This is a genomic window from Campylobacter concisus UNSWCS (assembly GCF_000466685.1).
Classification (GTDB): Bacteria; Campylobacterota; Campylobacteria; order Campylobacterales; family Campylobacteraceae; genus Campylobacter_A; species Campylobacter_A concisus_A.
The window spans coordinates 1-23,275 of the sequence record NZ_ANNG01000038.1; the positions used below are offsets into that span (position 1 = coordinate 1).

Here is a 23,275-nt window from a genome sequence, read left to right on the forward strand (position 1 = left end):
GAGTTAAAACATGCTATGGATTATAAAGCTGGCAAATTTATACCAGGAGATAGTAAGCAAGATAGATATGCAAAACTAAAAGAAAATAGTTTTAGTGACTATCTAAGCAAAGCTCTAAATTTACAAGATAGTGGCATCAATGCCAAAGATGCAGCGATAAACTATATTAAAAATCAAAGTAGCTTAAATACTCTACTTTTAAATTCTTATATGTTTAATGGACTAGATAAGAGTAAGGGGGATAATAGACAATTTAGTCAGCCAGAAATAGAATGGTTAAAGGCTAATGGCAATAATTTTGCTAACTTCATTAGAGAGAGAACAGGTATAGATATTTCTCAAGATGAAGCCATTTCAAGACTTTCAGTGCAAGCACTAAAGCAAAGTGATAATGTTTGGTCTTTGATGTTTAATAAAGATGATGCCTTAGCAAAAGAGTTTTTGACAAAATCTGACAACAAAGATGGTCTATTTGTAGTTGATAAATTTGATAATAGAAATAATAGATTAAATTTAGATGTAGCTATTAATAATATAGATTTTTACAATAAATATATTCATCCAAACATAGACTCTTTGCCGCTAGAAACAGTTAAAAATAGTATATTAAACTTGGCATCTAATGCAGATAAAATACCAAGCAACTTGCAAAACTGGTATAAAGATCAGACTTTTACCGCCTCTAGCTTGCGTGACGGTGCTATATCTTTGGCGAAAGATATAACCGTAAACGGAGTAAGTGGCGTAAGAAATATGTACTATAATATATTTAACAACGATAAAAAGATTTTAGAAAAAGTTTATGATTATAATGGCATAAGCGATGATATAGCATTAATATCAGGATTTGATACATCTAGTTTAACTGGTGTAGCAGCAATAGGCAAAGGAGTGGGTGTTGGTCTTGGAAAAGGCGCTGTTGGTTTAGGTAAGTTAGCAAAAGACGGAGTGGTTGCGGTAGGTAAGGTTGGAGCAAAAGGCGTAAATTTAGTAAAAAATACAAATTTTGCAGATGCGGCATTAAGCTCTATTGTTAAACTAGATCAACTAATAACAATAAAAGGTGTTCAAACAATAAATATAGGCGGTAAAGAGTATGCAGTGGTAGGGCATAATCCTTTAACTAAAAATTATATAATAAGACCAACTGGGGTAATAAAAGAAGAAAAGGTGCTTGTTGGAAATCATTATGAAATTACACAAGATGGGCTTTTGGCTGTTGGGAAAAACGCATTGCAGCGATCAGGTATAAAAACTATCTCAAAACAGGAATTTAAGAAAGCTAGCGATTTTAGCATCGTAAATAATCCTGCTATGACCATGGAATATATAAACAGTTATCTTCCAGGAGGTGTTCCAGATGCTACTATTGCTGGCGCTATTGGTTATGCAACATATCAATTTTTACACCCTGAAGAATTTGGAGAATCGATTATTGACATCTATAATACAATAAGAAAATCAGGAAAGAAACTAGTGAATGCAATAAATACTGATAATAGCAAATTCAAGGAGTAACTATGTTTTATAAATTTTGCTATGTCTTTATTGGCTTTGGATTTTTATTTATATCTGTTAGGATATTTGCGAACAAAAAATTTGAAAGATTTGCAATTGAACATGATTTTTCCAGTTTGGGTGATACTTATGTTATTCCAGCTATTATTAGCTTGGCAGCTAGTTTTGCATTTTTCTATCTTGCCTTGCGTTCCACAAAAAACATCAAAAAATACCCAGAGTATTTAGTATGTCTTAAATGTAAAACTACTTGGTGGTTTGGGCATTTACGTGATAAAAGTAAATGCAATTTTTGTGGTGGCGAGGTGATGGATGCAAGTAAATATGGCGACTATATAAGAAAACTAGAATTTTTAGAAAAAAGAAAAAAAGGACCCAAAAGAAGAAGTGTTAGAAATAAACGAAAAAAAGATAAAGGTAACGTTGATGATTGATGTAAATTTACGAGTAAATAGGCTTAAGTCATGATTAAAATACGGATAGTGATAGCAATATTTTTTACATTGTTATCATCTTTAAATTTATATAAATTATTAACAGAAGAGGGCTATAAAGGCGGAAAAGTATATGTAGTATCAACTGCGCAGTCTATAATCATGCAGATAGTTTTAATTATTTTGTTGATCACATATACGATATATTTGATAAGGCTAAATTCTAAAATGCCAGAATTTACAAAGTGTCCAAAGTGTAAAAATAGTTATAATTACGCTGATACTAAAAATAGTAAATGCCCTAAATGTAATGTTGAAACAATAGAAGTTGAAAAATATTATGGACAGTTTCCAGATGAGTTGAAAAATTTAGAAAAAGATAAAAGTGTTTAGACATTCTCTTGCTTTGGGCAGTAGGAGCTGGCTTGTGTGGAGTTTATAAAGAGTGGAAAAACGACAAATGAGAACTAAGATTTTTTTGATTTTTATATCTATTAGTTCATATATTTACGCTTTTAGTTTTTTGGAGTTTAATTATATTTCATATCGTGGATTTAAATATTACTTTTCAAATGATGTTGAAAAATTTATATTTTTTGCGTCCTTTTTTATATTTGCCAGTTTTTGTCTTTTTGGCATTTTTTATAAAAAGAATCCTAAATGAATAAAATATCGCAAAAAAGATATAAGCGGATCGCCAGTATAGCAAATCAATAGGTAAAATGGAGCAACCGAGGTTAAATTTTGGTGATAGTATGCCAGCAGAAACAATTAAGGTATAAAATTATGAATTACTCTATTCCTTTGAAATATTATATAGTAATATCAATTATTGTAATGTCGATAGAAAGTTTTTTGTGTATCTTTTATGGTAAATATTATTTTCGTGGTTGGCACAATGCCGAAATAGAAGATATTATATTTCATGTAATTGTAACAATATCTTTAATATATTATTATAAAAAAGAATACTGGAAACAATAAATTTACAAATTCTCTTTTTGTGTACCAAAATAAAAAAGAGAAAAATCCAAAAATAAGTCAAATTTGAAAAAATAAAATTTAAAAAACAAAAACAATAACAACAAATTCAAGAAATAACTATGTTTTATAAATTTTGCTATGTCTTTATTGGTTTTGGATTTTTATTTATATCTATTAGGATATTTGCAAATAAAAAATTCGAAAGATTTGCAATAGAACATGATTTTTCCAGTTTGGGTGATACTTGTTTTGTTTCAGTTATTATGAGCTTGGCAGCTGTTTCACATTTTCTATCTTGCTTTGCGCTTCACAAAAAACATCAAAAAATGCCCGAGTAATGAAAATTTTCATTTTATAACACCAAAATCCAAAAAGAGAAATCAAAAAAAGAAAATCAAGAATTTGCTAAAGGTTAAAAATGTAAAATTAAAGGATAAAAGCAAAAGTTGGCGGATTTTGAACTAATTGACAAGGTTTGGAGTAAATCCATTTTTCAGCTTACAAAGTGACAGGATAACAAGTGGAACTAGTATCTATTTTTTTAATATCAAATTTAGTGCTTTATTTAATACTATATATAAGTAAGCGATTTATGCTAAATTTCATATATAAATTTCTGAGATTTTTATCTATTTTATGTATTGTTATAGGTTTTGCCATACTTGTCTATTTTGCTTGCTATATTGTCTATTATCACAACAATTGGTCAGAAATAAGCACTGGAATATTAATGGCCATGATAGTTGTTTTTTTTATGAATATGATCTGGCCAGCCATTATAGTGATAGATTGGCAAAATAACCATAAGCACTTTTCTGGCTATTATCAACTATTTTTGAATATATTTCTGATAGTTACTATTTTTTTGATGGGAGATAACGTTGGCTTTTAATAATATTGGTCTAATTTTCGGATCTATTGCAAGTTTTATATTTTTGATTTTTTGGCTAAAAGAGTCTAAAAACAAGGGTCGAAAATTTATGATTAGATACTTGTTTATTTTTCTTGGTGCTATAATGATCATCCTGACAAATTTTATAAACATTCCTCAATTTTTTGCATACGACCTAGGTGATAGAAATTTACTCTATATCGCATTTGCTTGTTTATGTCTTCAGCTCATAGTTGATATTTGCTATCTTGCTTGTTCTTTTTTTGTAAATTTAAACAAATTGATAGATAAATATAAATAATTCTTTTATGAACTTTATCTAGGTGGAATTGAGGGGCAATAATAAAATAGAAATTTCTGGAACAAGCGGAGAGTCTTTAAGGTAGGCTAAAAAAGATGTAAAAATTAGTTATTGCTCAAAGTGGTAGAAATTTGTATCAACAAAAGCACCGGCGTTTTATATAGTCTTGATGAATTACATAATAGTTGGGAACATATTGATAATAAAAGTAGGTATTTGTGAGAGGCTAATGGGTAGGGGTGTAAAAAATGAAATCTAAGCCAAAAACTAATATTTGCGTTATTTATTATAATAAATTTGATGATAGTTTTGTAAAATCTGTCCCTATTGAAAATTGTACGTTAAATGATATTGAGAATGTTTTATTAAATGTCTATCCAGATGAAAAACATATCCAATTAGATGAAAATGGAAATGAATACCTAAGCGGAGCTTACGATATAACGCCAGAGATAAACAAGATACTGTTTGAAAAATTTGGTATTAAAATAGATATAGAAAATTTCAGTTGCCAATTAGAAGAAGAATATGAGTAAAATGAGTTAAATATGACTACTAATATTTATGTAAAAATACTAAATGAAGATATACACGCTTGGCGTCCAGTCAAAGCAGTTTGTTTAAAGGAAAATATTTTTAAGATAGTAGATAAGACCGATTTTGAAAAACTTGACGAGATGCTAGAATTTGGTTTTAATGATACTGTTGCATGCAAAAATATCAATGGTAATTTTTATGCTGTAAAACTATATTCATAAAAGGAGTTAGTATTGGCGATTTGGCAATGTGATTTTTACATTTTACCGAGTAACAGAGATGAGGCGGTTTTAAATTTAGAAACATTTGATGATTCTATCCTTTGGCATAAAGTATCAGTTAATAAAGAAATTTTTAATAGTGTTGCTTATATTTTGCCACAAGTAAAATCATGGTCGGACAGCTTGGACATTTATGGCAGTCTAGAGGATAGCTGCCTGCAGATCTCTTTTGACAACAATGGATTGGTAGATGGGGCATTACTGCGTATCAATTTCACTAGTGAATATAAGGATATTTTAAAATTTATCATATCGTTCTGTGTCAAAAATGATTTTGAGATACTAACTAGCGATCTTCAAAAACTACCACTTTTATATTCACAAATAGATCAATATATTGCTGGTTCTAAACGAAAAGAAAAATTTATGAAGTTACAGAAGCTTATTTAATTGATTTTAAGTAGCAAAGAAGGCAAGGTACTAAGAAAATGAAGTGTTTTATTTTGGATGTATTTAATAGAAATTTAAATGAAGATGAAGCTCAAGAATATTTTAAAAATAGCTTTACGGAAATGGGTGATGAAGAGAAAAGCTATTATTTAGGCAACGAAGATAAATATTTAAAATTTTTTCTAGCACTTTTTGCTATCAAAGAAAAAGCATCAACAAGAATTCGTTTTTGCAACTATAAAAAAGTCACAAAGCTTCTTTTTGATGCAAAATATTCGCAAAGAAGATTAGAAAATTTACTTAGAGCAAAAAGTATAACTTGCCAAGAAGATATCGAAATTTTTACAATGCTTAGCTTTAGGGACACTTTTGGTGTGCAGTTTGCATATCGTATATATTTTTCTGGAATTTGTATCTATATCGCATCTTTGAGCGATTATTATTATATGGTTTATTGCAAAGATGAAAGCGAAGAGATAATAAAAAGAATGGCTATAAAATTTGGTCTTTATTTAAGGGGTTTGCCTAAATTTGTTGTGAACTAATAACATAAATATTTTAAAATTTGGAAAATCAAATTTTTAAAAAACATAAATGGAGCAGGCGATTGATGAAATTTGAAAATTTTTATAAAAATGTAAAAACAAGTAAGTATTTTGATAAGGATTCATTTATAGGACAAATAGTTCTTAACGGCATATGGTATGATGATAAATATTGGCGACTAGAAAAAGATCTGCTTGAAATTTATGATAACAAATGTGAAGTAAAAATTCCAAGAGAACTGTTTGCAGGGATAGTGTCTATATTGGATGTTTTTATTATGCATAGTACTCAAGAGCTTATATTTGAGAAAAAGTCTATCAAAAGGCCATATCTATCATTGGAATTTGACCCAAAAGAGAGACTGGAGGTGATAAGTAGCTACATATTTGGAATATATGATGGCGATATTAGAAGTGTTGATTTTGATTACATAGAGGACTTATGAAGTATTTTTATAAAAATTTAGCATATGAAAAATGCTATGATGAGAACTCATTTGTTGCAGGTCTTATGGATTATTTTGAGTGGAGTGATGAGAAGTATTGGCTATTAGAGAGCGACCTTATAGATATATATAAAAAATATCATAAAAAAGAGCTACCGATTAGGATAATGAGGGGTATAGTTTGGCTATTGAATACCCCTTTATATCACTTTGGCCCTTTCAAGGTAAAAACATGTGAGAGGTCTTTTAAAAAGAAAAGCAACTATCTAATCAGTCCTTTGAGACCCAGCATATCTGATAGAGTTAATAGGCTCAGGTCTTTAATCTTGACCGTGTCTCTAGATGATGATAAATTTTTTTATACAGATTTTATATATGCTCCAAAATAAAAGGTATTACGGTAATCTGATTAAAGGAGGTAAAATGAACTATTTAATAGGTTTTGTTATTTTTGCCGGAGGGCTGTCTATCCTAGAGGATCCGGCCCCACTGATAAATATTTTTGGTCTGCCAAAAGGAGATGTTATCCCTTATGGTCTAAATATACCAATGGGATCTGTCATGGCGTTGCTTGGTTTGTTTTTTATATATAGGGAGTTAAAAAAGTAGTTGAGGAACTGTAAATTTGACTCTTGTTGGCTTAAAGGTAATGAAAAATGAGTAATTTTATTATATCTACTGGATTTTTGATAACTGCTATTCAAATTTTTGCTAGCAAGAAAATAGCAAGAGCATATGATAGTACCGACTACTCTTTGATGGGAGATTTCTACTTGCTTTCTGGTGTGGCGGCATTAGTTGGCGCCATATTATTTTTTTGGCTTGGATATAGGTCTATTAAATTTAAAAATATCAAGAAAGAATTTGAAGACAAATGGTGTAATAGCTGTGGCAAAGCTATTAAAGTCGGCAAAGATGTCTTTTGGTGCCCAGATTGTGGTAAGTCACTAACTAAATTTAACGACAAGCACGGTAAAAAAGCATCTAAAATATAGGCTCTTTCATTGGCTATGTAAATTCCATATAAATTCATTTAAAATTTAGGCGATATTGCCAAAATAGGGAGTGGAATGGAAAAAGGTGAAAGAGTAGCTGTGGGTTGTATATCGTTTGTAGAGCTCGTTTTATGTATGGTCTATGGGAAGTACTATATTAGGGGCTGGAGTGAAGCCGATCTTCTTTCGGTCTCCTTTTTTGTTTGCACTTTTATCTATTGTGTTGCGCCATTTTTTGTCAAGAATAGCAAAGCAAGTGGATTAATTAAATTTGACCTTCTGTCGTTCATTGCATTGCTCTTGATATATCTACTAGGCTTTAGGCTTATCTTGAATATTTTTGATGACTCTTATATGAAATATATAGCTATTTTTATATTTACTATTTTGGCTGCAAGAATAATACTAAATTTGTTTGCAAAATATAAAAATAGTTAGCTTTTGTATTAGTGAAGATTTAATTTTTATAATGTTTTATATATTTAAACGCATAGGCTGGTCTTTTATAGGATTTATGTGCTTGTTTGATTGCATATCTATGCTAATACATAAAAATGTAAAAGTAGGCGAAAAATTTTTTAAATTTGACGATGCTGGCAATTTATATCTTTTGCCAGCTTTTAGTTTTTTATTTTTGGGTATATATAGCTTTTGGATGGCTTTTAGAAAAGAGCCGCCAATCGTGCAAAGGCTAGAGGGCATGTGGTGCCCTGACTGCATGAAATTTTATCATATAGGCGAAACTACATGTAAAGGGTGCGGACAAGAGCTACTAAAATGCTATAACACACACTATGAAACAAGGCCAAAACCAAAGACCGAGCTGCTGCTTAGATCAAAGCCTAGAAATAAAAAGCGAAAGTTAAAGAGATAAATTTATAAATTTTGTAATGCAAAAAGGGAGCAAGGCAAAAATAATTCAAAGGTAAAGTCATTTTGATTTTTGTTATTCTAGCGCTCTAGCTATCACCGACCACTCTTTTGCAAGCTTTTCAAGGCTAAATTTAGCATTTGCAGGGCTGGTTGATGGTAGTTTTATCACTTCATTTTTTGTCGCTTTTATGATCTCACCTTCTAAATATTTTTTACAAATTTCGTAAGCCTTGCCGCCGTTTGCATAAACTTGCCTAATCTTTGCCTCTTCAAATATCGGCTTTAAATTTGCAGGCACGATCTTGCTCATCTTGGCGTCGCTTGAGCCCTCTATCTCGCATGATATCGCTGCGTCATATATCGCGATGTGATGAGAGAGTAGAAATTTTATCTTTTCATCAATGCTTTCTGGCACATCAGCATTTAAAATCCCAGCCAACACCCGCCAAAAGCGGTTTTGTGGATTTGTATAATAAAAGCCAAATTTACGAGAGATGACAGAGGGAAATGAGCCTAGGATTAAAATTTTAGAGTTTTTGTCAAAGATTGGCTTAAAAGGGTGCGTATGGCTCATTTTTCACCTTTTAAATTTATGAATAATTTTAGATAATGATATATAAAATTTGCTTTAGAAGTTAAATTTAAGGAGCTACAGTGCCTTGGCGCAAGATGAGGTTTTTCGATAAGAGCTGGATAAATGGCGATCTGGACGATGATGAGTTTGAAAAGAGGAAAGAGGATTATGGCTCGTATATAAGGTCTTTTTATGGCGAGCTAAAGACACTGGAGAGAATTTTTGTAGATATAAATTTTAGTGATGCAAAGATAGTATCTTTTGCCTTTATGAAAAGCGGCACTAGGATTAAATTTTATATCGGAGACTTGCAAAATGGCTACTTTGAGCTAAGTGTCCTTTTTAAAAATTTTCATATAGACGATAGAGCCCTTGGCGAGATCATAGCCAGTGAAGTGGCTTTTGCGGAGAATAAATTTTATTTTTCATATATGATGGGCGATCTTAATGAGCGTCATTTTGCCTTTGACGAGATAGGCGGTATTAAATTTAAAAAAATTTCAAGCAAGATGTATTCTAGCTGTTAGAGTAAATTTTAGGTGCAAAAGCACCTAAAATTTAGTTGATCTCGTCGCTAAAGTCTGCTAGGCTAAGGCGTTTTAGCTGGCGGTAGCGTCTTTGAGCGTCAGCTTTGTTTTTAGCTAGTAGCTCGTCTGCGTGCTCAGGGTTGGTCTTCTTAAGCGAGTTGTAGCGAACCTCGTTTAGCAAAAACTCTTCATAAAGCGACCAGTCTGGCTCTTTTGAGGTGATTTTGAGCGGATTTTGTCCCTCTTTTAAAAGGCGCGGATCATATAGATATGTCGGCCAGTATCCGCACTTGGTCGCGAGCTCGCCTTGGCCGCCTGACTGCGACAAGCCGCCTTTGATGCCGTGAGCGATGCATGGAGAGTAGGCGATGATGAGGCTTGGGCCGTCATACGCTTCAGCTGCTGCGATCGCTTTTATCACGTTTGCTTGGCTCGCGTTTGAGTTGATCTGCGCTACAAAAATATTGCCGTAAGTCATCGCGATGTAGCCAAGGTCCTTTTTCTGGGCTGGTTTGCCGCTAGCCGTAAATTGCGCTATCGAGCCTGCGCGGCTTGATTTTGAGCTTTGGCCGCCAGTGTTTGAATAAACTTCGGTGTCAAGCACTAGCACATTTACGTTTTCGCCGCTTGCAAGCACGTGGTCAAGTCCGCCAAAGCCAATGTCATACGCCCAGCCGTCGCCGCCGATGATCCATTGCGACTTCTTGACTAGGAATTTCTTAAGCTCTAAAATTTCTTTCACGCCTGGCACGCTTAAATTTTGCTCTAAAATAGGCAATAAATTTTTCGTGATCTCTTGCGTTTTAATGCCATCATTTTTGAAATTTATCCAGTCGTTGTAAAGAGCTGAAAGTGCGTTTGGCACGCTATCTATGTTGTTTCTCATTATATCTTCGATGCGGTGGCGCATAGTCTCCATCGCTACGTTCATACCCATGCCAAACTCAGCATTATCTTCAAATAGCGAATTTGCCCACGCAACGCCCTTGCCTTCGTCATTTGTGGTGTATGGAGTAGATGGAGCTGAGCCGCCATATATCGAGCTACAACCAGTTGCGTTTGCAACGATCATGCGCTCGCCAAAGAGCCTTGTTATAAGCGTGATATACGGAGTTTCGCCACATCCCGGACAAGCGCCGTGGAATTCAAAGAGCGGCTTAGCAAAGCCAACGCCCTTAACGCTCTCTTTGTTCATGAGATCGTCTTTGTAAGCGACCTTTTTAAATAGATAATCAGCATTTTCTTGCTCGTTTTTGCCTAGCTCTTCTTCAAGCGGCACCATGACGAGCGATTTTTCTTTGCTTGGGCAGTTTTGCGCGCACAGCTCGCAGCCGGTGCAGTCTAGCGGGCTTACTTGGATTTTATATTTTAGCCCTTTAAGCTCTTTGCCTTTTGCCTCTAGGTTGTGCTCTTTTACGCCTTGTGGTGCTGCGCTAAGCTCGTTTTCGTCTATCAAAAATGGCCTGATTACAGCGTGTGGGCAGACAAATGCACACTGGTTGCACTGGATGCAGTTTTGCTCGATCCATTTTGGCACCATTACGCCAACGCCGCGCTTCTCGTAAGCTGTCGTGCCAGCTTCGAAGTGTCCGTCTTCGTAGCCTATGAAGGCAGAGACTGGTAGGCTATCGCCTCTGGCCGCATTTATCGGTTTTACGACGTTTTCGATGAAGCTGTTGCCGATATATTTTTCATCTTTTTGTTCATCATCTGCTAAATTTGCCCACGCAGGATCAACCGGCACTTTTATGAGCCCATTTGCGCCAACGTCGATAGCGTTGTAGTTCATCTGCACGATCGCCTCGCCTTTTTTAGCGTAGGCTTTGTGAGCGTACTCTTTCATATATTTTTGCGCATCTTCAAATGGTATGATGTCTGCAAGCTTGAAAAATGCCGACTGCATTATGGTATTTGTGCGGTTTTTAAGGCCGATATCGTGTGCTAGCTTTGTTGCGTTTATGATGTAGAAATTTATATTTTTGCTAGCTAAAATTTTCTTAACTTTATTTGGCAGCTTCGCTATGGTCTGCTCTGCGTCCCATATAGAATTTAATAAAAATGTGCCGTTTTCTCTGATGCCGTCAATCACGTCGTAAATTTCAAGATATGCTGCGACTGAGCAGGCTACAAAGTGCGGGTTTGAGACGAGATAGGTCGAGCGGATCGGCTTTTTGCCAAAGCGAAGGTGCGAGCGTGTGTAACCGCCTGATTTTTTACTATCGTAGGCAAAATATGCCTGTGCGTAAAGATCGGTCTTATCGCCGATGATCTTTATCGAGTTTTTGTTTGCGCCCACGGTGCCATCAGCGCCAAGGCCGTAAAATAAGCACTCTTTAACGCTCTCGTCGCTTAGTGAAATTTTCTCTCCAGTCGGTAGTGACGTAAAAGTTACGTCATCAACGATACCCACTGTAAAGCCATCTTTTGGCTCGTTTTGGTTTAAATTTTCAAATACAGCTAGCATCTGCGCAGGATCGACGTCCTTTGAGCTTAGGCCGTATCTGCCGCCAACTATGATCGGGGCGTCCTTTTGGCTATAAAATGCAGCTTTTATATCAAGATATAGTGGCTCGCCAAGGCTGCCAGGCTCTTTTGTACGGTCAAGAACGGCTATTTTTTTCACGCTCTTTGGCATCACGTCAAAAAGATACTTCGTGCTAAATGGGCGGTATAAATGCACCTTGATGATGCCCACCTTTTCGCCTTTTGCGTTTAGATAGTCCACGACCTCTTCAAGAGTTTGCGTCACTGAGCCCATGGCTACGATAACGCGCGTCGCTTCTGGGTCGCCGTAGTAGTTAAACGGCTTGTAGTCACGGCCAGTGATCTTTGAAATTTCAGCTAGGTAGTTTGCCACGATATCTGGCACTGCATCATAAAAACGGTTGCTTAGCTCTCTTGTTTGAAAGTAGATATCATCATTTTGCGCTGTGCCACGAGTTTTTGGGCTCTCTGGATTTAGTGCATTGTCTCTAAATTTCTGTAGCGCCTCTCTATCAAGAAGTCTATCAAAGTGCGCGTAGTCAAGCACCTCGACCTTTTGAATTTCATGGCTCGTTCTAAAGCCGTCAAAGAAGTGTAAAAACGGCACTCTGCCTTTTATCGCCGCTAAATGCGCAACTCCTGCTATATCCATCACCTCTTGCACTGAGCCGCTTGCTAGCATAGCAAAGCCGGTTTGGCGACAGGCATAGATGTCTTGGTGGTCACCAAATATTGAAAGTGCCTGCGCTGCTAGAGAGCGAGCTGAGACGTGAATGACGCCAGGGAGGAGCTGGCCTGCTATTTTATACATATTTGGAATTTTTAAAAGTAGGCCTTGAGAAGCTGTGTAGGTCGTAGTTAGCGCGCCGACTTGTAGTGAGCCATGCACCGTGCCAGCTGCGCCGCCTTCGCTTTGCATTTCGACCACTTTTACTGGCATACCAAATAAATTTTTCTTGCCCTGCGCTGCCCAAAGGTCAGTGTAGTCAGCCATAGGCGAGCTAGGAGTGATAGGGTAAATTCCAGCTACTTCGGTAAATGCGTATGACGCGTAAGCTGCGGCCTCGTTTCCGTCCATAGTTTTCATTATTTTTGACATATTTCCGCCTTAAAATTATCTTAAAAATGGCTTTATTATAAGGAAATAATCCAAAATTTGTCATTAATCTCTATCATTAAAAAATTAAAATTTATAAATAACTAAGATGTAAGTCAAATTTTAATATTGTAGAGGCAAAGTAAAAAGGATGAAATTTTGATAAATATTCATAAAATAGCCTATCTAAGGGTTATCGCGTTAGCTTTTGCAGCTTTTATATTTAATACAACTGAGTTCGTGCCAGTGCCTCTTTTAAGCGACATGGCGAAGGATTTTGGCATGAGTACGGCTGATACTGGGCTAATCATCACGATATATGCTTGGAGCGTGACGATACTCTCGCTACCATTTATGCTTTTAACTGCAAATTTAGAGCGAAGGTCGCTGCTTTTAAAGGTTTTTATCATCTTTGTCGCTTCTCACGCACTTTGTGCAGTCGCTTGGAATTTCACGGTTTTAGTCATAGCTCGCGTGCTAATAGCCATCTCACATGCCATATTTTGGTCTATCACCGCCTCGCTTGCCGTCAGGGTGGCACCTATCAATAAAAGCTCGCAAGCTCTGGGACTTTTAGCACTTGGCACATCGATGGCGATGATACTTGGCTTGCCACTTGGTAGAATTTTAGGCGATAGCTTGGGCTGGCGTGTCACATTTGGGCTGATCGGGCTTTTTGCTGTGGGCGTTGGGGCTTGGCTATATAAAATTTTGCCACTTTTGCCTAGCAAAAACTCAGGCTCGCTAAAGAGTTTGCCAGAGCTTGCAAGAAATGGCTTTTTGATGGTGATATTTTTGCTAACCGCTATCGTTATCAGCGCGCATTTTAGCACCTATAGCTACATCGAGCCGTTTACTAAAGATATTAGTGGCTTTGATGGTAAATTTATCACCATATTTTTGCTTTTGTTCGGTGTCGCTGGTATCGTAGCAAGCGCGCTTTTCTCTAAATTTTATAAGCTCATACCAAATGCTTTTACAGCTATCTCAATAGCGATCATTTTAGCCTGCTTGATTGCGCTAAATTTGATCGCTACAAACGAGAGCTTGATGCTTGTGCTTGCCTTTATCTGGGGGCTTGGCATAGCTGGGATAAATATGAGCTTTCAGATAAAGGTGCTAAGCTTAGCCTCAAATGCCACGGACGCTGCGATGGCGATATACTCGGCTATTTACAATATCGGCATAGGAGCTGGCGCTCTCATAGGACATCAGACGATAGTCCGCCTTGGCGAGCAAAATATCGGCAACGTTGGCAGCCTTTTTGCAGTGGCTGGGCTTGTTATCTTTCTTGTTGCAGCGGTTAAATTTAAAAAGGCTAATTAAATTTAGCCTTTTTAAACAACCAAAAACGTTACAAATTTCTACAAATAAGTGATAATAAATATCATAACTAAGAATAATTTTAGCTAAGCTTTTTTATAATCGTTATCAGAAAACGAATAAATTTTAGGAGCTTGTTATGTCAGTTTTAGTTATCGGAGCAGATGAGATCACGCCTATTAAGGCTGTTTTGCATGATTTAGGAGCTGAAAAGATAGAGCACTGGGACGCTAGAAACGAAAACCGCGTAAATCGCAAGCCGATCCCACAAGACACCGAGTGCGTGGTGATGCTCACTAGCTTTTTAAATCACAACACGATGAAGACCATTAAAACTCAAGCAAAAAAGAGAAATATCCCTATCGTTTGTGCTAAAAGAAGCGTTAGTTGCGTATTTTGCGAGTATTGTAAGGTCTTTGGCCTAGATAAGGAATTTGGATGCAAAGAATAATCGATGAAGTTCGGGTTTTTATCAGATATTGGCGAAATAACTCCAAGTATTTTTGCAAAGCTTGACAAGCTTTCACGTGCGAAAATTTTCATCGCACTTTATAATGTTGGCGTTGAGGGCGAGCTAAAGATCCCGCTTTCTTACGCTAAATTTCTAAATTTCAAAGATATTTTTGAGGCTAGGATAAATTTCTTGCTGCGTGAGAAATTTTTAAATTTCAAACCAGTTGATAGCTTTTGCATGCCTTCAAACATCATCATAAATGCTTATTTGAAAAATGACTTTAAAGCGTTGAAATTTGTAGCGAAAGAGCCAAAGATGGCAGCTGCAAAGATGATAAAGATGCTTTATAAAAGCGGGAAATTTGAGTTTTTCATTGACGCAGGGCAGATGTTTTGCCAGTTTGTTTATGATAAAATACGCCTCCGCCATCAGGACAAAGAGGTTGTGCTAAATGGCGGTGTCATCTCGGTCAAAAAAGATGGCAAAAATTTACTCAGCGTCATGCCAAGCTTTAAAAGGGTGAGCTTTGATGATATGAGAAATTTAAACGACGACATCGATGCAGCCGTTTGCGCGCTTGGTCGCGAGTGCGAGATGGTTTATATCGTTTGTCCTAGAAATGAGGAATTTAGGCGGCATGTTGAGGTTAGGCACTGCTTTGCAAGAGGGTGCATAAAGCTCGTGCCTTATACGATTATTAGTAAAATTTTTTAAAAAGGATAAAAATGATAGGTATAGTTTATGGAAGTAGCATGGGAAATACCGAAGATGCAGCAAAGCTTATAAGCGAGGGTTTGGGGCTTGAAAACGAGCTTCTAAACGTCTCTGATGTGGATGGGGCAAAGATAAATAGCTTTGATAAGCTCATCCTTGGCACATCGACTTGGGGCAGTGGCGACTTGCAAGACGACTGGGACGCGTTTGACTTTAAAGCGTTAAATTTAAACGGCAAAACGGTCGCTGTTTTTGGCATGGGCGATAGCGAGAGCTACTCAGATGAGTACTGTAACGGCATGGCAAAGCTTTACGATGAGGTGGTAAAAGCAGGTGCAAAAGTAGTTGGCGAAGTTAGCACTGATGGATATACATTTGATGGCTCTGATGCCGTAAGAGGCGGTAAATTTGTAGGTCTAGCGCTTGATGCTGATAACCAAAGTGACAAAACTGAGGGTAGAATTTCAGCCTGGATCGAGCGGATAAAACCATACTTTGCATAATAAATTTAGCTAGATCTTCTAGCTAAATTTATATATCCATAGCCGAGATGAAGCTTTTTATCCTCTCATTTTGGCTATTAAAAAACTCATCAACTAAGCCATCAAAGGCGATCACGCCTTTATCTAAAAACAAAATTCTATCAGCTATCTTTCTAGCAAAATTCATATTGTGAGTGACTATGATCATAGACTTTTTCTCTTTTGCAAGAGATAAGATGACCTTTAAAACTTCAGCCTCAAGCTCTGGATCTAGCGCACTTGTAGGCTCATCAAGCAGTAAAAAGTATGGATTTACAGCTAGTGCTCTAGCGATGGCTACACGCTGCGCTTGTCCGCCTGAGAGCCTGTTTGGATAGGTATCTTCTTTGTGACTAAGCCCCACTTTAGCTAAAAGCTCTTTTGCCTCTTTTATCGCCTCGTTTTTATCCTTTTTTTGAACGTAGATTGGAGCTTCGGTGACATTTTGAAGCGCTGTTAGGTGCGGGAAGAGGTTGAAGCTTTGAAAGACCATGCCTGTTTTTTTGCGAATTTCTAAAAGCTCTTTTGAGCTAAGCTTCTCTTTAAAATTTACACTCCTACCATCTAACTCTAAAGTGCCACTTTGTGGGATCTCAAGTAAATTTATGCACCTAAGAAGCGTTGATTTGCCACAACCAGATGAGCCAACTATCACGGTTGTTTGCCCCTCTTTAAAGCTTGTATTTATGTTATCTAGCACCAAATGATCGCCGTAAGATTTGCTTATATTTTTAAAATTTATAGCCATTAGACATACCTTGAGACAGCTTTTTCAAGCCTTGATTGAAGATAGGTTAAAAGTGTGCAAACCACTAGATAGATGAGTGCTGCTAGGATGTAGAGGATGAGTGGCTCAAAGGTTCTTGCTGCGATCCTTTGAGCGACCATAAACATATCTACCATCGTTATAGAAGCTGCTAGTGAAGTGTCTTTAACAAGGCCTATGAATGTGTTTGAAAGCGGAGGGAGTGAGATCCTCACTGCTTGAGGCGCGATGATACGCTTTAAAATTTGATAGTGCGTCATGCCAAGCGATGTAGCGGCCTCCCACTGACCTTTTGGCACAGAAAGTATGGCAGCCCTTACAGACTCAGACGCATAAGCGCCCACGTTTAGGCTAAATGCGATAGTCGCCGCACTCCAAGTATCAAGCGTGATGCCGATGCTAGGAAGTCCGTAAAATACAATAAAAAGCTGCACAAGAAGCGGCGTGCCACGAAATATCCAAACATAGGTGGCAAATATAAATTTTAAAATTTTTATATTTGAAAGCCTTGCTACTGCTGTGATAATGGCGATGACAAGCCCTAGCGAAAACGAGAGCAAAGTAAGTGGGATCGTCACTTTTAAAAGTGCGATGATCATCGGTAGCGTCGAGCTTGAAACAAGCTCGATCACTCTATCTAAATTTTCCATTTTTGCCTTGTTGGTTTATAAATTTATTTTGAGACGTCTTTGCCAAAGTAGCTTTTTGAGATGGCTTCTAGTTTTCCCTCTTTTGAAAGTTCAGTTAAAGCATTTGAAATTTGCTCTGCAAGTTCGGCATTGTCTTTTTTGACAGCTGCTGCTGTGTAGTCTTTCTCGTCAAGTGAGGCAGCTATCTTCACAGGTGCGTTTGGACGCTCTTTTATAAAGTCATAAAATACGATGTTATCTCTTACAACAGCATCTACACGTCTTGATATAAGAAGCTCCATGCTTTTAGCAAAACTATCTGTTACGACGTGTTCAGCACCGTATTTTACAGCGACTTTCGCCCAGTTACTAGTCGCTGAGTCGGCATCTTTTTTGCCTTTTAGATCAGCAAAACTTTTTATATCGTTATTATCTTTTCTAGTGATGATAGCGCCAAATGTCACAGTATAAGGCACTGAAAAAGCATATTTTTTCTTTCTCTCATCAGTTATACTAACTTGATTAAACACAACGTCTGCTTTGCCAGCGTCAAATGCTGCTAGCATCGCGTCCCAAGGAGCTGTTAGAAACTCAACTTTTAAATTTAGCTTTTGCGCTACTGCTCTTGCGATATCTACGTCGTATCCAACTAACTCATTTTTGTCATTATAAAATGTAAAAGGAGCGTAAGTGCCTTCTGTTGCTACTGTTAGCACGCCATCTTTTATAGTTTTTGCTTGCAAATTTAGAGCCATTGCAAGCACTGCTACTACTTTTAATAAATTTGTAAATTTCATTTTTATCCTTTATTTTGAAATATCTTTTCCAAAATATTTCATCGAAATTTCGCTTATCTTGCCCTCGGCTTTTAGCTCATTAAGCGCTTTGTTTATAGCTTCTAGTAGCTCGGTGTTGCCCTTTTTAAGAAGTGCAGCTGTTGGCATCGGCTCGTTGCTAGTGTATGCGATCTTGAGCGGTGCATTTGGGCGTTGTTTGATGTAGTCAAAAAATGTGACGTTGTCATTTATCGTATCATCAGCTCTTTTTGAGATGATAAGCTCCACGCCTTTGCTAAAGCCATCAGCTACGACCACTGTTGCGCCGTTTTTCTCAGCTATCGCTGCCCAGTTGCTAGTTGCAGAGTGCACGCTTTTTTTGCCTTTTAGATCAGCAAAACTTTTGATATCGTTATTGTCTTTATGTACGACTATTACAGGATATGGCATGGTGTAAGGCACGCTCATGTCATACTTTTTCTTTCTATCTTCGTTTATGCTAACTTGATTAAACACCACGTCCGCTTTGCCAGCGTCAAATGCTGCAAGCATCGCGTCCCATGGAGCTGTTAGAAACTCTATCTTTAAATTTAGCTTCTTTGCTACAGCTTTTGCGATATCTACGTCATAACCTACTAGCTCGCCCTTTTCGTCATAAAATGAGTAAGGTGAGTAAGTGCCTTCAGTTGCAACTATAAGCTCGCCTTTTTTGATAGTTGAAGCATTTAAATTTAAAGCTAAAAAAGCACCTGCGATAAAGCCAAAAATGGGCTTAAAATTCATTGATTCTCCTTATTTAGAAATGTCTTTGCCGAAGTATTTAAGCGAAATTTCGCTTAAAACTCCTTCTTTGCTAAGCTCATTTAGGGCATTATTTATCTTATTTAGTAGCTCTTTGTTACCTTTTTTAACAATCGCAGCCGTATACATCGGCTCATCGCCAGCTTCGATGATCTTTATAGGGGCGTTTGGATGTTGTTTGATGTAGTCATAAAACATCACCGCATCATCTATCGTATCATCAGCTCTTTTTGTGATGATCAAATTTATCTGATCGCTCAAACTATCGGCCACAACTAGCTTAGCGCCATACTTTTCAACTGTTGGTATCCACATGCTATTTACTGAATGCACGCTTCTTTTGCCTTTTAGATCAGCAAAACTTTTGATGTCGTTATTGTCTTTATGCACGACGATGGCTGAGTAAGAGAGCATATATGGCACGCTGTAGTCATACTTTTTCTTTCGCTCGTCGGTTATGCTTACTTGGTTAAACACCACGTCCGCCTTGCCAGCGTCAAATGCCGCAAGCATCGCATCCCATGAAGCTTCGATAAATTTTGGCTTTACGCCTAGTTTTTTAGCCACGGCTCTTGCTATCTCCACGTCATAGCCCATTAGCTCATCTTTTTCATTGTGAAATGAAAATGGCGAATAAACGCCTTCTGTTGCTATCCTTATGACGCCATCTTTTTTGATCTGCTCGTAAGAATTTGCCAAGGCAGAATTTAAAGAGAGCAAGCAAGCAACTACGCAGAGCACACCAAATTTAAAAGCACTAGAAAATTTCATACAAAACTCATTATAGAAAAAAATAAAATCAATAACGGAATTTGCAAAAAAAGATAAAAATTTAAGATTTATGCAAATGTCAGTCGCAACTGCGACCTAGGTAATATTTTGGCGCTATTTTATCACAAAAATAAAAGGGCGGCGGCTCACTCCGCTAAAAGTGAGACCGCTAGAGCTTTTACTCCCTTAAAATCAACCTTGCCACTTGCAAGCGTTGGGATATCATCAACGATGAATATATAGCTTGGCATCATTATAGGAGCTAGGCTGCTCTCTTTTAAAATTTGCTCGATATTCTCAGGCTCTGTGCCACTTTTTACTAAAAGTGCGATCGCTTCGCCTTTTTTGCTATCTGGCACGTTTGCGCTACTAAAGACAACGTCGCCCCCAAGCACCTTTGCAAGCTCTTCTTCGACGCTTCCAAGGCTTATCATCTCGCCGCCAATTTTAGCAAATCTTGAGTATCTATCTACGATAAACACAAAGCCGTTTTCATCGATGTGGCCTTTATCGCCAGTTTTATAGTATCTTACGCCATCAATGTGCGTGATGACCTCGCTTGTTTTGGCTTCGTCGTTTAGATAGCCCTTCATCACCTGCGATCCGCCGATGACGATGAGTCCGTCCTCGCCAGTTTCTAGCTCTTCAAGCGTCTCTGGGTCGATTATTTTTATGATGGTGCCAGGTAGAGGCATGCCAACGCTGCCAGGTCTATTAAATGTAAGCTCTTTTAGGCTCTCTTTTTCTAGGATATTTGGCATATTTACAGCAGCTACAGGCGCCGTTTCTGTCGCGCCATATCCTTCATAAATTTCTATGCCAAATTTGAGCCTAAACTCGTCTTTTATCTCAGGTTTTAGCTTTTCAGCCCCAGCTACGACCATTCTGGCACTTTGAAACATCAGCGGATGAAGCTTTTTGTTTCTAGTGTAGAGCCTAAAGAAGGTCGAGGTGCCAAAGATGATACTAGCGCTGTGTCTTGCGGCCATTTTGCCGATAGTCGCTCCGTCTGTTGGGTCAGGTACGCTTACCATTTTTATCCCCTCGCAAAGTGGCATAAGTGTGGTGACTGTTAGGCCAAATGAGTGAAATACTGGGAGTGAGTTTAAGATCACGTCATCTTTTTTGAAATTTAGAAGTTCGCTTATTTGCTTAATGTTTGCAAGTAAATTTTTATGGCTTAGCTCGATGCCTTTTGGCTCGCCTTCGCTGCCGCTACTAAATAAAATGGTAGCCGTATCCTCTAAGCTTACACGCTTAAAATAGCAAAGCTTAATAAGCCAAGTCGGAGCAAAAAATGCCGTTAAAAGCGTTAGAAATTTCTCTTTTTTTGAGACGCTAGCTGAGAGATCTTCTGCAAATTTAGCCTTGCCGCTCATCGCATCTTTTAGATCAAAGCCCTTAAGTGCGAGCTTTTCAAGAAATTTGCTTGAGGTGATGACCGTATTTATATCTGCCTTTTTTAAGGCGTGATTTAGCGAGGTCTCATTTAACGTATAGTTTAAATTTACGCTCACTTTACCCATGGCAAGAAGCGCCATATTGACGATAGCTGCGATGCTTGAGCTAGGTAGCAAGATGCCTATATTTTTCTCATCTTTTAGTTCGCGTTTGAAAATTTTGATAAAGACTAAAACAGCTGTTATAAATTTCAAGTTGCTTAAATTTAACCCAGTGCTGTCGCTCACGCACTCTTTAAATTTATCCTCTTTTGCGTTATTTAGCCACTCGCTTGTTAGTGGTTTTTGCCTTGAGATGAAGCTCTCCCACGATGAAAAGCTAAGCTCAAGCACCTTTTGCTTCATCTTTGCAGCGTTTATAAATGTGGTTATTGGTTTGCCAAAGGCGACGATGATGTCGCGTCTGCCGTTTTTAGAAGTGAGGTCTTTGTAAAATTTACTAGCTCTTGAAAAGCTCGAACCCCAAAGGCCACGAAGGTAAAATGGCACGATGCAAATTTCTTCTAGATCTCTGATGATAAGCTCAAAGCCCTTTTGAAATTCATTTATCTGGCCGTTGTAGCTAATGTGGCCCTCTGGGAAAAGTGCGACTACTTCGCCATTTTTTAGGCACTCTCTAACTAGCTCGATCGACTCTTTGCTAGCGCCTGCGCCTATTGGGATCACTTTAAAAAATTTAAAAATTTGCTTTAGATACCATTTGTTATAGATAGTTCTATACATGACAAATCTTATGCCCCTTGGGCTTGCAGCTTGAAGCACGAGCCAGTCTATCCAGCTGATGTGATTACCAAGAAGTAGCGCGCCGCCACTTTGTGGTAAATTTTGAAGTCCCTCAACGAAAAAGCGGTACTTTGTCTTTAAAAATGGTAGTAAAAGTAGCCTTGTAAAAAGATGTGGAAGCTGTAAAATGGCGTAAAAACTGCCGATCAAGCAAACAAGCGCTGTAAAGACAAAGAGTCCGGTAGTTGAAATTTCAAAATATACTAAGCCTATGCCAATGGCTAGAAATAGCAGCATAGAGACGTTTTGCAAGAAGTTATTTGCCGCCATTATCTTGCCGGTGCTCTTTTGTGGGGCAAAGTACTGGATCATCGCATTTAGCGGCACTATAAATATGCCTCCAAAAAAGCCAAACGCAAATGAGCTAAGGCTCACTACGCCGATGCTTGAGCCAAATGCGAAAAATAAAAGCGAGAAAAATATACCAATAGCACCCATCGGCACTATGCCAAGCTCGATGTGAAGCTTTGACATAGAGCCAGCCACGTATGAGCCAAATGCGATGCCTATGGCGCTTACTGCAAGGATCGCTTGGACTGCTAGAGAGCTGTCGTCGTTAAAAACTGCCTTGTAGTGAGCTGGAAAAGCTGCTATGATGATCTGAGAAATTCCCCAAAATATGCTTAGCCCAGCGATGCTTAGCCAGATATTTTTATCTGATCTTACCTCTTTTAAATTTTCTCTTAAGTAGCTAAGACTGATGTATCTTTTAAGCTCAAATTCTCCGCTTTGTTCGTTTGTTTCGCTGATATATGGCAGCTTGTAGGCAAAAAATGCCTCAAGTGCGCTAAATACAACCAAAAAGATGCCGATAGGATAGACGCTTTTTAAAATTTCTTCTGAGTTTTCGCCTTGGATGTATAAATTTTCAAATATAAATGAAAACAAAAATGAGCTAACAAGTATCGCTACGATGGTAAGCGCTTGGATGACGCCGTTTGCTGTGCCAAGTCGCTCAGTGCCGACAAGTGCTTTGATGATGCCATATTTTGCAGGCGAGTAGATCGCACTTTGAGCGGCAAGTATGAGCGTGAGTGCAAATGCAACGCCAAAGGCACCCAAAAGGTAACTAATAAGCACCGCAACGCTGATAACAACGCCAAAGACGGCGCAAATTCTAATAACCTTTGTCTTTGCAAATTTATCATTTATAAAGCTTGAAGGCGAAAATAAAAATATAAATGGAAGCAAGATCATCGCATTTATAACGGCTGTTAGGATAAAAAGCGTATCGCCTGAGTAGGTCTTTAAAAGGACATTTTGGATGGTTATTTTGTGTGCTAGATCGACACTTGCGTTTAAAAATGCGATCGCAAGGTAGGGCAAAAAGCCAGTGACTTTTAGTAAATTCCTCATGAATAAAGCCTTTTTGGATTTTAAATTTTGTAAATCTAGCAGTA

The 23,275-nt window shown here is 37.6% G+C and carries 26 protein-coding genes; 18 read left to right on the forward strand and 8 right to left on the reverse strand.

What is annotated here, in order from left to right; translation table 11 throughout:
• From UNSWCS_RS12000 to UNSWCS_RS08015, 13 genes are all read left to right on the forward strand, one after another.
• On the forward strand, positions 1-1,518 hold a 1,518-nt coding region (locus UNSWCS_RS12000), incomplete at its 5' end, for a hypothetical protein (protein ID WP_035143752.1).
• A gap of 2 nt (positions 1,519-1,520) precedes the next feature.
• Positions 1,521-1,952, forward strand: a complete 432-nt coding sequence (locus UNSWCS_RS07950) for a hypothetical protein (protein WP_035143753.1) — start codon at positions 1,521-1,523, stop codon at positions 1,950-1,952.
• A gap of 48 nt (positions 1,953-2,000) precedes the next feature.
• Positions 2,001-2,345, forward strand: coding sequence for a hypothetical protein (locus UNSWCS_RS07955; protein ID WP_155242308.1), 345 nt, complete (start codon positions 2,001-2,003; stop codon positions 2,343-2,345).
• A gap of 2,032 nt (positions 2,346-4,377) precedes the next feature.
• On the forward strand, positions 4,378-4,665 hold the full coding sequence (locus UNSWCS_RS07970) for a hypothetical protein (RefSeq protein WP_021088091.1): 288 nt from the start codon (positions 4,378-4,380) through the stop codon (positions 4,663-4,665).
• A gap of 12 nt (positions 4,666-4,677) precedes the next feature.
• On the forward strand, positions 4,678-4,887 hold the full coding sequence (locus UNSWCS_RS07975; protein WP_021088121.1) for a hypothetical protein: 210 nt from the start codon (positions 4,678-4,680) through the stop codon (positions 4,885-4,887).
• A 12-nt stretch (positions 4,888-4,899) separates the two neighbouring features.
• A complete protein-coding gene (locus tag UNSWCS_RS07980; RefSeq protein WP_035143761.1) occupies positions 4,900-5,337 on the forward strand; it encodes a hypothetical protein in 438 nt (145 codons plus the stop codon).
• Between the two features lie 38 nt (positions 5,338-5,375).
• Positions 5,376-5,882 carry a hypothetical protein gene (locus tag UNSWCS_RS07985; RefSeq protein WP_035143763.1) on the forward strand — a complete coding sequence of 169 codons (507 nt, stop codon included), beginning with the start codon at positions 5,376-5,378 and terminating at the stop codon, positions 5,880-5,882.
• Between the two features lie 65 nt (positions 5,883-5,947).
• Entirely contained in the window at positions 5,948-6,328 is a 381-nt protein-coding gene (locus UNSWCS_RS11530; RefSeq protein ID WP_051267841.1) for an Imm41 family immunity protein, read from the forward strand.
• The gene (locus UNSWCS_RS11535) at positions 6,325-6,717 is read left to right on the forward strand and encodes an Imm41 family immunity protein (protein WP_051267842.1); all 393 of its coding nucleotides are present in this window, start codon (positions 6,325-6,327) and stop codon (positions 6,715-6,717) included. Before UNSWCS_RS11530 ends, UNSWCS_RS11535 begins: the two co-directional genes overlap by 4 nt.
• Positions 6,718-6,751: 34 nt before the next feature.
• Positions 6,752-6,937, forward strand: a complete 186-nt coding sequence (locus UNSWCS_RS08000; RefSeq protein WP_035143764.1) for a hypothetical protein — start codon at positions 6,752-6,754, stop codon at positions 6,935-6,937.
• 47 nt (positions 6,938-6,984) lie between these two features.
• Positions 6,985-7,323, forward strand: a complete 339-nt coding sequence (locus tag UNSWCS_RS08005; protein WP_035143767.1) for a hypothetical protein — start codon at positions 6,985-6,987, stop codon at positions 7,321-7,323.
• Positions 7,324-7,398: 75 nt separating this feature from the next.
• Positions 7,399-7,761 (forward strand): hypothetical protein, encoded by a 363-nt coding sequence (locus UNSWCS_RS08010; protein WP_035143769.1) that lies wholly within the window; start codon positions 7,399-7,401, stop codon positions 7,759-7,761.
• A gap of 31 nt (positions 7,762-7,792) precedes the next feature.
• A complete protein-coding gene (locus UNSWCS_RS08015) occupies positions 7,793-8,197 on the forward strand; it encodes a hypothetical protein (RefSeq protein WP_021088139.1) in 405 nt (134 codons plus the stop codon).
• A gap of 72 nt (positions 8,198-8,269) precedes the next feature.
• Here UNSWCS_RS08015 and UNSWCS_RS08020 read toward each other — a convergent pair whose 3' ends face one another.
• Entirely contained in the window at positions 8,270-8,770 is a 501-nt protein-coding gene (locus UNSWCS_RS08020; RefSeq protein ID WP_021088130.1) for a DNA-deoxyinosine glycosylase, read from the reverse strand.
• 95 nt (positions 8,771-8,865) lie between these two features.
• On the opposite strand from UNSWCS_RS08020, the gene UNSWCS_RS08025 reads away from it, so the two are divergent.
• A complete protein-coding gene (locus UNSWCS_RS08025; RefSeq protein ID WP_200862621.1) occupies positions 8,866-9,297 on the forward strand; it encodes a hypothetical protein in 432 nt (143 codons plus the stop codon).
• A gap of 31 nt (positions 9,298-9,328) precedes the next feature.
• Here the strand turns inward: UNSWCS_RS08025 and nifJ are convergent, their stop codons facing one another.
• Positions 9,329-12,880: a pyruvate:ferredoxin (flavodoxin) oxidoreductase gene (nifJ, locus tag UNSWCS_RS08030; protein ID WP_021088150.1), complete on the reverse strand. Its 3,552-nt coding sequence runs from the start codon at positions 12,878-12,880 to the stop codon at positions 9,329-9,331.
• A 156-nt stretch (positions 12,881-13,036) separates the two neighbouring features.
• Here nifJ and UNSWCS_RS08035 point away from each other — a divergent pair, with 156 nt between their 5' ends.
• The 4 genes from UNSWCS_RS08035 (at position 13,037) to fldA (ending at position 15,871) form a co-directional block, all read left to right on the forward strand.
• Positions 13,037-14,203 carry a sugar transporter gene (locus UNSWCS_RS08035; protein ID WP_021088164.1) on the forward strand — a complete coding sequence of 389 codons (1,167 nt, stop codon included), beginning with the start codon at positions 13,037-13,039 and terminating at the stop codon, positions 14,201-14,203.
• A 136-nt stretch (positions 14,204-14,339) separates the two neighbouring features.
• The gene (locus UNSWCS_RS08040) at positions 14,340-14,651 is read left to right on the forward strand and encodes a DUF2325 domain-containing protein (RefSeq protein ID WP_002939277.1); all 312 of its coding nucleotides are present in this window, start codon (positions 14,340-14,342) and stop codon (positions 14,649-14,651) included.
• Between the two features lie 3 nt (positions 14,652-14,654).
• Positions 14,655-15,368, forward strand: a complete 714-nt coding sequence (locus UNSWCS_RS08045; protein ID WP_021088128.1) for a hypothetical protein — start codon at positions 14,655-14,657, stop codon at positions 15,366-15,368.
• Between the two features lie 11 nt (positions 15,369-15,379).
• Positions 15,380-15,871 carry a flavodoxin FldA gene (fldA, locus tag UNSWCS_RS08050; protein ID WP_021088114.1) on the forward strand — a complete coding sequence of 164 codons (492 nt, stop codon included), beginning with the start codon at positions 15,380-15,382 and terminating at the stop codon, positions 15,869-15,871.
• A gap of 28 nt (positions 15,872-15,899) precedes the next feature.
• On the opposite strand, the gene UNSWCS_RS08055 is transcribed toward fldA, so the two are convergent.
• The 6 genes from UNSWCS_RS08055 to UNSWCS_RS08080 form a co-directional block, all read right to left on the reverse strand.
• Complete coding sequence (locus UNSWCS_RS08055) at positions 15,900-16,637, reverse strand: amino acid ABC transporter ATP-binding protein (protein WP_021088118.1); 738 nt, start codon at positions 16,635-16,637, stop codon at positions 15,900-15,902.
• Complete coding sequence (locus tag UNSWCS_RS08060; protein ID WP_021088124.1) at positions 16,637-17,305, reverse strand: amino acid ABC transporter permease; 669 nt, start codon at positions 17,303-17,305, stop codon at positions 16,637-16,639. The genes UNSWCS_RS08055 and UNSWCS_RS08060 overlap by 1 nt, the downstream gene beginning before the upstream one ends.
• Positions 17,306-17,328: 23 nt before the next feature.
• Positions 17,329-18,081 carry an amino acid ABC transporter substrate-binding protein gene (locus UNSWCS_RS08065; protein ID WP_021088117.1) on the reverse strand — a complete coding sequence of 251 codons (753 nt, stop codon included), beginning with the start codon at positions 18,079-18,081 and terminating at the stop codon, positions 17,329-17,331.
• A 9-nt stretch (positions 18,082-18,090) separates the two neighbouring features.
• Positions 18,091-18,843 (reverse strand): amino acid ABC transporter substrate-binding protein, encoded by a 753-nt coding sequence (locus UNSWCS_RS08070; protein ID WP_012001170.1) that lies wholly within the window; start codon positions 18,841-18,843, stop codon positions 18,091-18,093.
• Positions 18,844-18,852: 9 nt separating this feature from the next.
• On the reverse strand, positions 18,853-19,632 hold the full coding sequence (locus tag UNSWCS_RS08075) for an amino acid ABC transporter substrate-binding protein (RefSeq protein ID WP_021088144.1): 780 nt from the start codon (positions 19,630-19,632) through the stop codon (positions 18,853-18,855).
• 146 nt (positions 19,633-19,778) lie between these two features.
• The gene (locus UNSWCS_RS08080) at positions 19,779-23,231 is read right to left on the reverse strand and encodes an acyl-[ACP]--phospholipid O-acyltransferase (protein WP_021088138.1); all 3,453 of its coding nucleotides are present in this window, start codon (positions 23,229-23,231) and stop codon (positions 19,779-19,781) included.
• Positions 23,232-23,275: the final 44 nt, after the last annotated feature.